General features: G+C 48.5%; 16 protein-coding genes. 10 read left to right on the top strand and 6 right to left on the bottom strand.

The window, feature by feature from the left end; translation table 11 throughout:
• Nucleotides 1–534 precede the first annotated feature (534 nt).
• The 4 genes from rpmH (at nt 535) to mnmE (ending at nt 4,357) form a co-directional block, all read left to right on the top strand.
• Entirely contained in the window at nt 535–669 is a 135-nt protein-coding gene (rpmH, locus tag B6A39_RS18850; protein ID WP_009723348.1) for a 50S ribosomal protein L34, read from the top strand.
• 13 nt (nt 670–682) lie between these two features.
• Nucleotides 683–1,084, top strand: a complete 402-nt coding sequence (rnpA, locus tag B6A39_RS18845) for a ribonuclease P protein component (protein ID WP_083007815.1) — start codon at nt 683–685, stop codon at nt 1,082–1,084.
• A gap of 115 nt (nt 1,085–1,199) precedes the next feature.
• Complete coding sequence (gene yidC / locus B6A39_RS18840) at nt 1,200–2,885, top strand: membrane protein insertase YidC (protein ID WP_083007814.1); 1,686 nt, start codon at nt 1,200–1,202, stop codon at nt 2,883–2,885.
• A gap of 101 nt (nt 2,886–2,986) precedes the next feature.
• Nucleotides 2,987–4,357, top strand: coding sequence for a tRNA uridine-5-carboxymethylaminomethyl(34) synthesis GTPase MnmE (gene mnmE, locus B6A39_RS18835; RefSeq protein WP_083007813.1), 1,371 nt, complete (start codon nt 2,987–2,989; stop codon nt 4,355–4,357).
• 38 nt (nt 4,358–4,395) lie between these two features.
• Here the strand turns inward: mnmE and B6A39_RS18830 are convergent, their stop codons facing one another.
• The 4 genes from B6A39_RS18830 to rdgB all read right to left on the bottom strand — a co-directional run bounded on the left by B6A39_RS18830 (nt 4,396) and on the right by rdgB (nt 7,830).
• The gene (locus B6A39_RS18830) at nt 4,396–5,241 is read right to left on the bottom strand and encodes a 23S rRNA (adenine(2030)-N(6))-methyltransferase RlmJ (protein ID WP_083007812.1); all 846 of its coding nucleotides are present in this window, start codon (nt 5,239–5,241) and stop codon (nt 4,396–4,398) included.
• 95 nt (nt 5,242–5,336) lie between these two features.
• The gene (locus tag B6A39_RS18825; RefSeq protein WP_083007811.1) at nt 5,337–6,011 is read right to left on the bottom strand and encodes an OmpA family protein; all 675 of its coding nucleotides are present in this window, start codon (nt 6,009–6,011) and stop codon (nt 5,337–5,339) included.
• 48 nt (nt 6,012–6,059) lie between these two features.
• Nucleotides 6,060–7,229 (bottom strand): radical SAM family heme chaperone HemW, encoded by a 1,170-nt coding sequence (gene hemW, locus B6A39_RS18820; protein WP_083007810.1) that lies wholly within the window; start codon nt 7,227–7,229, stop codon nt 6,060–6,062.
• On the bottom strand, nt 7,222–7,830 hold the full coding sequence (gene rdgB, locus B6A39_RS18815; protein WP_083007809.1) for an RdgB/HAM1 family non-canonical purine NTP pyrophosphatase: 609 nt from the start codon (nt 7,828–7,830) through the stop codon (nt 7,222–7,224). The genes hemW and rdgB overlap by 8 nt, the downstream gene beginning before the upstream one ends.
• Nucleotides 7,831–8,113: 283 nt before the next feature.
• Here rdgB and B6A39_RS18810 point away from each other — a divergent pair, with 283 nt between their 5' ends.
• The 6 genes from B6A39_RS18810 to B6A39_RS18785 all read left to right on the top strand — a co-directional run bounded on the left by B6A39_RS18810 (nt 8,114) and on the right by B6A39_RS18785 (nt 12,301).
• Entirely contained in the window at nt 8,114–8,806 is a 693-nt protein-coding gene (locus tag B6A39_RS18810) for a response regulator transcription factor (RefSeq protein ID WP_083007808.1), read from the top strand.
• 24 nt (nt 8,807–8,830) lie between these two features.
• Complete coding sequence (locus B6A39_RS18805) at nt 8,831–9,346, top strand: CsgE family curli-type amyloid fiber assembly protein (protein WP_083007807.1); 516 nt, start codon at nt 8,831–8,833, stop codon at nt 9,344–9,346.
• Nucleotides 9,346–9,762 (top strand): curli assembly protein CsgF, encoded by a 417-nt coding sequence (locus B6A39_RS18800; RefSeq protein WP_083007806.1) that lies wholly within the window; start codon nt 9,346–9,348, stop codon nt 9,760–9,762. The genes B6A39_RS18805 and B6A39_RS18800 overlap by 1 nt, the downstream gene beginning before the upstream one ends.
• Nucleotides 9,763–9,834: 72 nt before the next feature.
• The gene (locus tag B6A39_RS18795; protein WP_083007805.1) at nt 9,835–10,665 is read left to right on the top strand and encodes a CsgG/HfaB family protein; all 831 of its coding nucleotides are present in this window, start codon (nt 9,835–9,837) and stop codon (nt 10,663–10,665) included.
• A 267-nt stretch (nt 10,666–10,932) separates the two neighbouring features.
• Entirely contained in the window at nt 10,933–11,481 is a 549-nt protein-coding gene (locus B6A39_RS18790; protein ID WP_083007804.1) for a hypothetical protein, read from the top strand.
• Nucleotides 11,482–11,542: 61 nt separating this feature from the next.
• Nucleotides 11,543–12,301 carry a hypothetical protein gene (locus B6A39_RS18785; protein ID WP_083007803.1) on the top strand — a complete coding sequence of 253 codons (759 nt, stop codon included), beginning with the start codon at nt 11,543–11,545 and terminating at the stop codon, nt 12,299–12,301.
• Between the two features lie 84 nt (nt 12,302–12,385).
• Here B6A39_RS18785 and B6A39_RS18780 read toward each other — a convergent pair whose 3' ends face one another.
• Together B6A39_RS18780 and hemL are read right to left on the bottom strand one after the other, a co-directional pair.
• On the bottom strand, nt 12,386–12,763 hold the full coding sequence (locus B6A39_RS18780) for a hypothetical protein (protein ID WP_083007802.1): 378 nt from the start codon (nt 12,761–12,763) through the stop codon (nt 12,386–12,388).
• Between the two features lie 76 nt (nt 12,764–12,839).
• Nucleotides 12,840–14,120: a glutamate-1-semialdehyde 2,1-aminomutase gene (hemL, locus tag B6A39_RS18775; RefSeq protein WP_083007801.1), complete on the bottom strand. Its 1,281-nt coding sequence runs from the start codon at nt 14,118–14,120 to the stop codon at nt 12,840–12,842.
• Nucleotides 14,121–14,143: the final 23 nt, after the last annotated feature.

Raw genomic sequence — 14,143 nt, 5'->3', positions numbered from 1 at the left:
TCATCTCACCATCGGTTGAAAACGGCCGACCATTGTAGCGCCCAACGGAGCGGTTATCCACACGCACTCAAGCCTCTTTTTGCCCTGTGGACAACTATTCATGAGATATAGGGAAAAGCTGGTAATCGATCAAGGACAAACCTGTTTTGATCTATTTTATAACCTGTTGAGCACACCTAATTAACAGTTTATTTAAGGCTTATCCGAAGGTTATGCACAGATTTTTTATGATTTTAAGCCATTGATAAAAATAAGCTAAAATAGCTTATCCACAATTAGTATCCCCACTATTAATAACAGTAGGTTTTAAATAACTTCATTAGTAATAATAGCGTTATGCCAAGCAGCCATTCTGGCAATGAACAAAGAGCCGCCATTGCCTTTTTCATGCTTTTTATGCAAGGAAAAATTGCACCTAGCGCGGGAAGTCTCTACAATTTCCGGTCTTGAATTGAAACTCCCCGGCTAGTTCCTCACTGGACCGGGTCTTTTGGAATTCACTTTCCGTCCTAAACCACGTGGGAATAACGAGTTATGAAACGCACTTTTCAACCCAGCGTTCTCAAGCGCAAGCGCGCGCATGGCTTCCGTGCTCGTATGGCAACCAAAAACGGCCGTGCCGTTATCGCACGCCGCCGCGCCAAAGGCCGCAAGCGTCTGAGCGCCTGATCTCGGATTGCGTGTGCCGCATCAAGGCTTTCCCCGGTGCTTACGTTTGCTAAACGCCGGGGATTTTAGTCACGTGTTTGAACAAGCAGACCTGAAGGTTCATGGCAAAGGTATGATGGCGCTAGCGCGTTTAAGTACTCGGGGGCATCCTCGCATTGGACTGGTGGTCAGCAAAAAGAATGTGAAGCTTGCTGTTGATCGCAACCGCTTTAAGCGACTCGTGAGAGAGTCTGTTCGCCTCCGCCAAGATCACTTACCCTCCGTGGATATCGTGATATTGGCAAAGCGTGGTGTTCAAGATATTGATAACGAGACGCTTACTCGCCAGTTAAATGGCATGTGGAAACGGCTTCAGCGCGACGCACAGGCGGTGCCTGTATCTCACCCGCCTAATGGCGTAACACGTGACGCTTGACGACACACCTCGCCGCTCGACCTCGGCCTGCCGCCTGGCAGGCTTTCGTGTGTCATGGGTCAAGTAAATGACACTGCGCCATTAGCATGTTCACCACCCATCGGGCAGAACCCTCATGGACGTAAAACGACTTTTATTACTGATTCCACTGGCAGTACTTGCCTACCTATTGGTTGTACAGTGGAATCAGGATTATGGGCAAACAAGCGTCGATTCGACGCCTGAGATTACCCAAAACAGCAACGGCTCATCCGCCAATGATGTTGGCAGTGATGATTTATCGGTTCCTAGTTCGTCGGCTCCCCAAAATGCCATCAGTGAAGGCATGCCTGGAGAAGCTGAAAGTGACTCCTCTAGTCGAGACTTTATTGCTGTCACGACCGACGTGCTCGACGTACGTATTGACCCACATGGTGGCGATATCGTGTACGCCGCCCTACCGCAGCATAAGCTAACGCTGGATTCGGATCGTAACTACGTGTTGCTTTCTGATAACTCAACGCGCAGCTACGTCGCCCGTTCAGGTCTTCAACTGGACGGCCAGGCTAGCCGCATTGCTTTTACGCCCGAGCGTACCGAGTACCGCTTAGGGAACGATGAAGAGCAGCTAAGTGTTGATTTAACAGCGGAAGTTAACGGCGTTGAGGTTATTAAGCGATTGACGTTTGAACGCGGCGACTACGCGGTCAACGTTAGTTACTATTTAGCCAACACCACCGAGTCACCGATTAGCGCCCGCTTTATCGGTCAGTTGGCGCGCGATAATAGCCCTGACCCCTCAAGTGGTGTCGCCATGGGTATGAACTCGTATCTTGGTGCAGCCTACTCTACCCCTGACGCGCGGTACGAAAAAATCGACTTCGACGATATTCAAAACCATAACTTTGAAAATCGTGAGGCGCAGGGTGGCTGGATCGCGATGATTCAGCACTACTTCGTATCTGCCTGGGCACCGGCGCAAAATCAGCAAAACCTCTACTATGTCACTACCGATTCACGCGATCGTAATGTCGTAGCGTTTGCTGGCCCCACGAGCAGTGTGGCCGCTAATGGTGAGGCAACGCTAAGCGCAACGCTGTACATGGGGCCCAAGGTTCAAGATTACCTTGAGCAAGTAGCACCCAACCTACGCTTAACCGTCGATTACGGCTGGTTGTGGTTTATCGCCAACCCACTGTTCTGGTTACTGGATAAGATCCACGACATCGTTGGCAACTGGGGCTGGTCAATTGTACTGTTGACTGTACTAGTGAAGCTGGTGCTGTTCCCGCTATCCGCCAAAGCTTATAAGTCAATGGCGCGTATGCGTAAGCTTGGCCCAGAAATGCAGCGTCTCAAAGAGATGTATGGCGATGACCGCCAGAAAATGTCTCAAGAGATGATGAAGTTCTATCAGAAGGAAAAGATCAATCCTCTGGGTGGCTGTTTACCCATTCTGGTGCAAATGCCGGTCTTTATCGCGCTGTATTGGATGCTGCTTGAGTCTGTTGAGCTTCGCCATGCGCCGTTCATATTCTGGATTCAAGATTTGTCGGTGAAAGATCCATACTTTATCTTGCCAATTCTGATGGGGATCTCGATGTTCGTTCAGCAAATGCTGAACCCGACACCGCCCGATCCCATGCAGGCGAAGATTATGAAGATGCTGCCGATTATCTTTACCTTCTTCTTCCTGTGGTTCCCAGCAGGTTTGGTTATCTACTGGGTCGTCAACAACATCATCTCGGTAGCGCAGCAGTACCTTATTACGCGTAATATCGAGAATGATCCGAACGTCGGCAAAGGGTTGCGAACTAAGTAGCACGCTCCCTTCTCCTACCTCCAGACCCCCGCCCAAGCGGGGGTCTGGCGTTTTAGGATGAACAACGCGACAATCTTCGCTATACACCAACGAGAAGCGCCATGGCCGATCGACTTTACACCCAAGATACCATTACCGCTCTGGCAACTCCTCCTGGCCGCGGCGGTGTTGGCATTATTCGCGTGTCAGGGCCTGCCTGCCACGATATCGCTGCCGCCATACTTGGCCACTGCCCTGCCCCTCGTTACGCTCACTATGGCCCGTTTCACGCCGCTGAGAGCATTATTGATGAAGGCATTGCCCTGCTGTTTAACGGGCCTCACTCATTTACGGGTGAGGACGTGCTTGAATTGCAAGGACATGGCGGGCCAATCATTATGGATATGTTGCTAGAACGCTGCCTACAGCTTGGCGCACGTCTCGCACGCCCGGGTGAGTTTTCAGAGCGAGCCTTTCTAAACGATAAGTTGGATCTAGCCCAAGCCGAAGCCATTGCCGACCTGATAGACGCGACCTCCCGTTCCGCTGCCGAAAATGCCGTACGCTCGTTACAGGGCGAGTTTTCTCAACGTATCTCAGCATTAGTGGAGCGGCTCATCGAGCTGCGGGTTTATGTCGAAGCGGCAATTGATTTCCCGGAGGAGGAAATCGACTTTTTAGCCGATGGCCACGTCGCCAACCGTTTAGACAGCGTTCAGCAAGCGCTGACAGCAGTACGCAAAGCCGCAGGCCAAGGAGCACTATTACGCGAAGGAATGAGCGTGGTGATTGCTGGACGTCCTAATGCCGGTAAGTCTAGCTTGCTCAATGCACTGACCGAACAAGATACCGCCATTGTCACGGATATTGCTGGCACCACCCGTGATGTGCTGCGGGAATATATCCACATTGATGGCATGCCACTGCATATTATCGACACCGCAGGGCTACGCGACACTCCCGATGCCGTAGAGAAAATCGGCGTTGCCCGCGCTTGGGAAGAGATAGAAAAAGCCGACCGCGTGCTGCTATTGGTAGATGCCTCCACGACTGATGCGACCGATCCTATGACTATTTGGCCAGAATTTGTCGCCAGACTCCCCGATCAAACGCGTCTAACACTGGTGCGAAATAAAATCGATACCAGCGCCGAACCAGCGGGCATTGATTTATCCACAACCACACCCACGATCAGGCTATCCGCGAAAACGGGCATGGGTGTGGATAACTTAAAAACCCATTTAAAAGACATCATGGGATTTTCTGCGACTACCGAAGGACGATTCTCAGCCCGCCGTCGCCATTTAGACGCCTTAGATCGCGCCATGATTGCGCTGGAAACTGGACGCGCCCAGCTAGATGGCTACGGTGCAGGGGAATTGCTGGCCGAAGACTTGCGCGATGCTCAGCAGGCGTTAGGCGAAATTACCGGTGAATTTAGCGCTGACGACCTGCTCGGCGAAATCTTTGGCAGTTTTTGTATCGGGAAATAATCATCTGTTTCGTTCAATAACAGGCCATGCCTAACCAGCTATTCGCCTACCAGCCACTCTGATCGATAGTCACTATTCGGGCCTAGCAGCGGCGTAATGTGTGTCATTGCCGCCGCTAGACGCTCATCTAATCCCCAGGGCGGGTTAATCACTAGCATTCCACTACCGTACATACCATGGCTCTGCTCATTGGGCGTATAGCGTTGAAGCTCGCTGCGCCAAATTTTACGGATGCCACTTTCCCTCAAGCCATTTAGCAGCGTGTGATGGTTGCCTGCTGGTAGCAAGGGATACCACACCAGTAGCACGGCATGTCGCACTTTTGCCAGGCTATAAGCCGCCGCATCAACCACCTCCTGATACTCCGCTTTACGTTCGTAGCTAGGGTCAATCAACACGCACAAGCGCGGTGTTGCAACAGGTACTAGCCCACTCAAGCCTGCCAGGCCATCTCCATAAATTCGTTGCGCCTGAAGGGGAAGCGACTGTGTACTTAAGTGCTCATGCTCACCTGGATGAAGCTCAAATAGCGTCAGGCGATCTTGCTCACGGAGCGGCTGAGAAAGCCACCACGGTGAGCCAGGATAATGGGTAAGCTCAGATGCATGGGGTTGGGCAGCTCCCAACATGGTAAGCCAACTGCTCAATAAAGGGTCGGTTAGCTGTTCGCTCGCTTGCCACAAGGGCCAAATGCCCTCGCGGTATTCTTGAAGCCGCTGAGTCTCTTTGGTGTTAAGTGGATAGAGACCTCGTCCCGCATGAGTATCTATATATGTAATGGCTGATTTTTTACGTAATAAATAATCAACCACCGCGTAAAGCGTTAAATGTTTCTGCACATCGGCAAAGTTACCGGCATGGTAAGCGTGTTGGTAGGACAGCATAGTCGCTCGCTAACAATGAATCGAAAAAATGCCCGCTATGTGATCATAGCGGGCATTCATCGGCAATGCTGAGGTTAGCTTATCAATCGATAGTGTTAACCCTGGCCATCTCCCGTTGGGGTCAAGGTGATTTCAACGCGGCGGTTTTGCGCCCGGCCCTGCTCGGAATCATTACTAGCAACCGGTTGATTCGCCCCATATCCCATCGTATTTAATCGTGCAGAGGATACGCCGTTTTGGCTAAGATAATTACCAACAGACTGGGCACGGCGCTCAGATAGACGCTGGTTATAGCTTGCATCTCCAGTACTATCGGTGTGGCCAGCAATGTTGACGCGAGTATCCTGATACTGGGTCAGTACATTCGCTACTTGGTTAAGTGAATTACGTGCCTCGCTGGTAAGGTCGGCTGAGTCAAAACCAAAGGTAACGCCACTGGGCATATTAAGCACAATGTCGTCACCACGACGATCAATTTCAATACGCGAGCCCTGGAGATTTTCGCGCAGTTGTTGCTCTTGGCGATCCATGTAAACGCCCACACCGGCACCCGCTGCAGCCCCCACCGCCGCACCAATCAATGCACGATCACGACGGCTAGTGCTTCCATCGCCAGACAACGCACCAGCAGCAGCGCCAATGGCCGCGCCAATGCCAGATCCCATTGCAGTGCTAGAGCGCTGCGACTGACCGCCATAAGGGTCTGAGGTAGCACAGCCAGCTAACAAAATGGCTGCCGCCAGCGGGGTCAGTAGTCGAGAAATACGCATCACTCACTCCTTGATAATCTTCAGGGTAATTGCTTTATATATCGCTGATCACTCATCGCTTATTAATGCCAGCAATTCGTTCAAGAATAATAGACCTTGAGGCGATGCACGCAGCTTTTCGGGCATTTCCATTAAAAGTCCTTTTTCATACGCGCTTTGTAACCGTGAAAGTAACATGGCTGAGGGCTGCCCTGTGTAAGCCGTCCAGACATCCATTGTGACCCCGTCGGTTAAACGTAGCGCATTCATCGAAAATTCAAGGGGCAGTTCCTGCGTCGCTATCGGCTGCTTGCCAGCCACAAAGCCACGCGGATCATTTGAACGGCGTAAATACGCCTCTGGCTGACGTGTTTTCCAGCGCCTTTCGATATGCCGCTGCCCCTGGCTATCTATCGTTGTCAGCTTTCCATGAGCGCCCGCCCCGATACCCAAATAATCGCCAAACTGCCAATAATTGATGTTGTGGCGACTTCGTTGTTCTGCTCGCGCGTAGGCGGAAATTTCATAACGACGCAAACCGGCTTGCTCAAGGCGTTGATGCCCAGCTTCTTGAATATCCCAGAGAGCCTCTTCTTCTGGTAACACAGGCGGATGAGAGAAAAATGCCGTATTAGGTTCAAGCGTTAACTGGTACCAAGAGAGGTGCTCTGGTCCCAAAGCCAATGCTTGATCAATATCCTCCATCGCTTGAACCGGGGTTTGCTTGGGTAACCCATGCATCAAATCAATATTGAGATTATCAAACCCAGCTTCACGCGCCTGGCGAATAGCATTAACCGCCTCTTGGCCACTATGAATACGCCCCAAGGCGCTAAGCTGTTCAGGGCGAAAGCTCTGAACTCCCAAAGACAACCGATTGATCCCGGCCTCTCTATAGCCAATAAAACGCTGCTGCTCGGTCGTACCAGGATTGGCTTCTAGGGTAATTTCAATCGTAGAAGAGAATGGCAATCGAAGGCGTATCTCTTTAAATAATTGATCGTAAAAGGCTGGCGATAACAGGCTTGGCGTGCCGCCACCAATGAAGATAGTTTGAATCTCTCTGTCATTCGCTAACGATAAATCACCCTCTAAATCATTGAGCAGGGCGTTTAAATAAGCAGCTTCGGGCAGCTCATCAGTACTTGGCTCATGGGAATTAAAGTCACAGTAAGGGCATTTACGTACACACCATGGCGTATGGATGTAAAGGGATAAGGGAGGCAATCGCTCAGCCATGTGCCACCTTCAACAGTTCAACCAAGCCCTGTAATGCCCGTCCACGATGACTAAGCCGGTTTTTGGTTTCACTGGGTAACTCGGCAACACTCATTCCTTGATCCGGTAACCAGAAAAGAGGGTCATAGCCAAAACCGCCATTACCTCGCGGGTGCGCAAGAATTTCACCTTCCCAACTGCGTTGCACAATCACAGGTACAGGGTCTTCGGCATGACGCAAATACACCAATACGCACCAATAACGCCCACTACGCTGACCTTCAGCATAGCGACTGAGCGAGGTTAATAACTTCTCATTATTCCGCTCGTCACTTTTGGGCTCACCCGCATAACGCGCTGAATAGATGCCCGGAGCACCGTGAAGCGCATCCACCTCGAGGCCTGAGTCGTCTGCCAATGCAGGCAACCCACTGATTTTACTTGCCTCACGAGCTTTCAAGAGTGCGTTTTCAACAAATGTAAGCCCTGTTTCTTCCACATCTCCTACTCCAAATTCGGATTGAGGTCGAACATCCAACCCAAGGGGCTCTAGTAATTGTTTGAATTCTTTAAGTTTTCCTAAATTTCCGCTGGCTAGTACTAAGGTGCTGGGCGATGCCATTACGATATCTCCAAAATGAAGGTAATGAGTTTACATAGATAAAATTACTTCTAATGCTGGCTATTTGTTACCTAATGTAATCAATAAAAACTAATTTAAAAACCTCTTATATTGATAATAATTGCTATCAAAAACATGATGTTGAATCGCTTATTTTTAAAAAGAATATGCATATTCAAATTATGTTTACCAGGTTTCTAATAACAAAACTTTACGAAATGTATCTTATAGGCAACACTTCAAAAAGCACCTGCTCACTCTTTCTTTCCACGAGGGCTTCACAATGTCACAGGAAAAGACCATAGGTTTGGTGTATCTCATTACCGAAAAAAGTCCGCAATCGCAGCTATTTGCAGACTATTTACACGATCACACCAACTGCTCAATTAGCATTTACTCGCCAGACGTCACCCTACCTTCTTCACCCGTTGAAAAACTGCTCATCCTCATCGACAGTGATCATATTAGTGTAGAGGCATTGCCGGACTGGCAAGAGAAATTGCCAGAAGCACTAACAAAAACCTCTTTAGCTGCCTTCAATATTCGCGATATGGATCATGCGCTGGAAGCCCTATCTTGCGCGCAGTTGAAAGGAGTTTTTTATCGTAATGAAAGCTTAGAAGTATTTTGCAAAGGTATCCACGCGTTACTCGATGATGAGCTATGGATGTCTCGGGACTTAATGGCACGACTGATTCTTTTTTATCGCAAATATCAAAGCAACGCTTTCCGCCCAGCCTGTGGATTAACTAACCGAGAAATGGAAATCATCTCTTTATTAAGTGCAGGTTCCTCTAATCAACAGATTGCCGATAAGTTGTTTGTAAGTGAACACACTGTTAAGTCTCATCTTTATAACATTTTCCGTAAAATAAATGTGCACAACCGTATTCAAGCACTTAACTGGATTCATCAGAATCTCGGACCAATTCTTCCTAATATAGAAACAGCACGTAGTTTACAACGTCATCGGTAGATTTTTTTAAAAGGGCCTATCGCTATGAATTTACGTCGCTATTTACTGGTTATTTTTGTCTTTTTTTTCACATTAACTACTGACACATTTGCCAATGAACCCACCGATTCTTCTCGGGCATTAGCTGCAAGTGAGCAAGAAGAAGTCGAAGCTATCAACCAGCTATCAAGTCCCGATGGTCCAGAAATTCAAGGGCAGCGAAATAGAGGTAGTGAACTTACCGGCATTATGGTCGACCGTACCGTCACCATGGCAGGCAAGACCTTCTACCGCGCTTTCAGCCAGCGGGCAATGGATAACCTCATCATTGGTAATGCCACGATTACCATTCAAGAACGTCCTGATGCTCGTTGGGGTAGCCAAATTGCTATTTTGGAAGGCAACCGGATGTATTTTAGAACACAGCTTTCTCCAAGGATTAGCGAAGCTGACCGCGTAGCAGGGGACGCTGTAGAAACTGTTGAGGAGGCACTTCTCCAGCAGCAGCTGGCATCTGCCCTTACCTCAGATAAAGACTTGGGAAAAGAGGAGTTATTCTAATGAAAACCCGCAGAAGAATCAGCTGTGCTGCATTTATAGTAGTTATGGGAGTAGGTGCTCACGCACACTCTGGAGAGCTAATTTATCAACCGATTAATCCCTCTTTTGGCGGTGACCCTTTTACAGGTAGTTACCTTTTAGGTAAAGCCCAGTCGCAAGACAAAAACACCGACCCAAATGCACGAAGAGCAACAACCTTATCTTCAACTCAACGCTTATTACAAAGCTTGGAAAGTCGACTGATATCGCAGCTAATTTCAGATGTTAGCCGTGGCGAGGTAAGCGAGGGAAGTTTTGATAGCGATGAGTTTGGCGTCGTCGTTAGTGATAACAACGGACAATTAATTGTACGCGTTGTTGATAAAGTTACCGGAGATGTAACAGAGATTAGCGTTGGCGGTTTATTTAACCCGTAACAGCAACATCCATGTCAACCGCCGAAGATTATCAATAACGACTAACGCTAACTGTTTTGTCAGGGGATCATTATGAAAATTATCGCCTCACTTGTCATCGCTAGCCTGCTGAGTGGCTGTGCAGGAGTAGTGGCAACGTCTGAAAATTTAGAAGGTGCTGAAGCAACACTCACGCCCAGAGGAGCAACATATCAAGACCTTGTATCGCTTCCGCCACCGTCAGGAAAGATTTTTGTCTCTGTGTATGATTTTCGTGACCAAACAGGACAATATCGGCCAGCCCCCGCCAGTACGTTTTCAACGGCGGTAACACAGGGGGCCGCAGCAATGCTTACCGGAGCTCTGTCTGACTCTGGCTGGTTTATTCCACTTGAACGCGTTGGGCTACAAAATTTGTTAACGGAACGGCGCATTATTCGCGCAGAATTCGAACGCTTTGGACAGCCGGATACGCTGCCATCGCTAAGAGCAGCGTCGGTTATGCTAGAGGGCGGTATTATTGCCTATGAATCAAACGTGAGAACCGGGGGGGCCGGTGCTGAATATTTTGGCATTGGGGCGTCGGGCCAATACCAAGTAGATCAGGTGACGGTGAATTTACGCGCGGTGGAAATTTCAACCGGTGAAATATTAGCTAACGTCACCACTACCAAAACGATTTACTCAAAAGAGCTACGTGCAGGAGTTTACCGATTTATTGACTTCCGGCGTTTATTAGAAGCTGAAGTAGGTATAACTACCAATGAGCCTGTTCAGCTCGCGGTAATGTCAGCAATCGAGTCTGCTGTTATTCATCTTGTGGCAAGAGGTATTGAAAACCGGTTATGGAATCTTTCTCCTGGAACTAATATTCAAGACACCATTTTGGATGACTATCTCAATGCCTCGATACCTATGCTTTAGTAAAAATTAATCAAGGGAACATTACTTTAAAAAGACTATAAAAAACAATGGCCACTCAACAGAGTGGTCTTTTTTATTAAAAAAACAAGCACTAAATAATTAGAAAAGTAATTCATTCAAAACCAAACAAATAGTAAATGTAAATTTACATGAATATTAAACATATAACCATCGCATTAAAAAAACTTCCTATAGCATGATTTTTATATTGGTCCAAACTCAATCCATGAAACAAAAAGACACACTGAGTTTCAAAAGGAATTAAAAATGAAACATTTCAGCTACCACCTCAAGGCAACTACTGCGGACAGAGTTCGTTGTAGCGTCGTGATAATGGTAGCCATAGCAATAATAAATTTTTCGTCTGTATTGCAAGCAAACGACAATGAAAACAACTTACTTAACAAAAGCGCAAGAGTTACCCAATTTGCGGCCATTGATACCGCAGCGATAAATAGCAATTCAAGTATCATTCGCCAACAAGGTAACAACAACAATGCAAGTGTTGCCCAATCACGTTCTTTGAGTTATCAGCTTTCTAACTTTGCCTATATCAACCAACTCGGCAACGGTAATCAAGCAAGCATAATACAAAGTAACGGAAATAATACGGGCATCATTTGGCAAGTAGGCAACGATAATACCGCCTCTATAAATCAGCATGGAAATAACATTTCGTTTAAAGCTGATATTTATCAAGATGGATTTAAGGGTGACGTTTCAATTTCACAATCGGGCAGTGGCTTACGTGCTGTAAGTGTCCAGCAACAAAACTATTCGGGCAATGCACGGCCGGTCACTATCGATACCTACTGAGTCGCCAGCTGCTTCTCAGTAAAACAACCAAAGCAAGTCGATCGAAAAAAGGGGAAACACCATGAAAACTCAAATGACTGTTATCGCTGCTGCTGTTGCAATGGCTGTTAGCTTCTCTACCCAAGCGCGTGATTTTGATAACTCCACAAACCTTGCTGCTAATGCAGGGACAGAACAAGCCTTTGAAAACCAGCAAGATATCCGTGAAGGTATGAACGGCTTTGATCGTGCACCAATGCGTACTTCACTCATTATTCAGCTAGGTGATGATAACGCTGCTGAAACCGATCAGGCAGGCCATGCTCAGTATTCACGCGTGGTTCAGGAAGGTGATGACAACGATTCTTATGTTTTCCAAAGCGGCAACGAACATGAGTCCATTGTATATCAACTAGGTAATGACAACGATTCCATCGTTGTGCAACAAGGGGGCGTGCGCAATGACTCTTATGTATTCCAGCAAGGTGACAGCAACAGTTCTACCGTTGCTCAGTTCCTGAATACTGCGCAAAGCGACTCCATTGTTGAGCAGTTTGGTAATGGAAACAGCGCTGACGTTTACCAAGCCTTAAATACCGATGAAACCTGGAGCTTTATACATCAAGCTGGTGATGGAAACGAAGCAAATGTTCTCCAGGTAGAAGCAGACCTGAGTGCTTCCTACATCTTCCAAGGTGGTGACGATCATGTCGCGAATGTCTTCCAGACAGGTAATAGCAACGTGTCGACCATTCGTCAAAACGTAACTGCTGGCGGCGCAGCGTCAGCGTCTCACTTCCAGGCTGGTAACAACAACTCTGCTATCACTACTCAGTGGTAAGCATCTTTGTAGGTACTTTTATAAATACTTTTTAAGTACTTACTTAGCTCAGGAAACCGCCCCTCTCGGGGCGGTTTTTTATGTTTAACGTACCATTACCGTTAATGTGCCGCCTTTCCCTTGGGTAGAGGAGCGCGAGCGGTTATTACCTTTCAAAATATCTACTTCTAAACGATCGTTGTCGCTGAGCAATTTTACCGTACCTTCAAGCGTGGTGCCTTCAAAAGTAAATTCAGCAGGCACTGTGCCGCGTGTTTCGGGGTGTTCAATGGTTTCATCGTTATGAGTGATGCGCCACTGGGCTGAGAATTCTGCGCCGGGTGTGCCGCCCATGGTGATGTGGATCTGGGTCATATCCTGCTCCTGTGCGGCCATCCCCATTAACGGTAGGCCAAGGGTAAGAACGGTGGTTATCACGATGCCGTTGAAACGTGAAAAGAGCGAAGCCGGTTGCCATTTCATACTATGTTTACCTCACTAACCACAAAGCCGCTCGATAGGAGCGGCTCTTGCAGTGTAGCAGGCGAATTACTTGATGTTACATAACAGCAAAGGCTTTTTCTGCAGCATCCAACGTTAGCTGAATATCTTCTGGTGTGTGGGCACTCGACATAAAGCCAGCTTCATAAGCGGAAGGTGCGAGATAAACACCGTGATCAAGCATGGCACCAAAGAAACGGCGGAAAGCATCGGGGTTGCAAGCGGTTGCCTGCGCAAAGTTATCCACACGGGATTGCGACGTAAAGAAAACGCCAAACATGCCGCCTGCGGATTGGGTCATCATCGGTACGCGGGCAGCGTTGGCACGCTCTTGCAAGCCGGTACACAATGTTTGCACCCGTTGGGTCAGCGCATCATGGAAACCAGGCACTTGCAGCTTGGTTAGCAGGGCAACTCCAGCGGCCATGGCTAGCGGATTACCAGAAAGCGTACCCGCTTGATAAACCGGCCCCAGCGGCGAGATATTTTGCATAATTTCTCGTTTACCGCCAAACGCCCCGACGGGCATGCCGCCGCCAACAATTTTACCTAAGCAAGTAAGGTCGGGCGTTACACCGTAATGTGCCTGAGCACCGCCTAAAGCGACGCGGAAACCAGTCATCACTTCATCAAAAATCAAAATACTGCCAGATTCATTGCATACCCGGCGCAACGTTTCTAAGAAACCCGGCTGGGGAGGAATGCAGTTCATATTACCCGCGACCGGTTCCACGATAATGCAAGCAATCTGCTCTCCGATCTCTGCGAAGCACGCTTCCACCCCTTCAGGATCGTTATAGGAAAGCGTGATGGTGTGCTCAGCAAGTGATGCGGGTACGCCAGGAGAGCTAGGCTCACCATGGGTTAACGCGCCTGAACCCGCTTTGACGAGCAATGAATCTGAGTGGCCGTGGTAGTTACCTTCAAACTTGACGATTTTGTCGCGCCCCGTTGTCCCGCGCGCAAGGCGGATGGCCGACATCGTTGCTTCGGTGCCTGAACTGGTCATGCGCACCATTTCCATGGAAGGAATCATGTCACAGATCAGATCAGCCATGGTGGTTTCGACAGCGGTCGGCGTACCAAAGGAGAGGCCGTTATCTAACCGTGCTCGCACAGCGGCTAGCACATCCTGATCGGCGTGCCCGGTGATCATCGGGCCCCATGAACCGATGTAGTCTACGTAGCGGTTACCTTCCACATCGAATAAGTAGGCGCCCTGAGCACGCTCCATAAAAACAGGTGGACGATGGAGGCCTTTAAAAGCACGAACAGGGGAGTTAACCCCTCCCGGAATGTGACGACTGGCGAGGTCAAACAGTTCTGCAGATGTGGTCATGGCATCCTCAACATTAATGGCTT

The sequence above is a fragment of the Halomonas sp. GT genome (assembly GCF_002082565.1).
In the GTDB taxonomy this organism is placed as follows: Bacteria; Pseudomonadota; Gammaproteobacteria; order Pseudomonadales; family Halomonadaceae; genus Vreelandella.
This window is presented reverse-complemented; position numbering and strand designations above follow the sequence as displayed.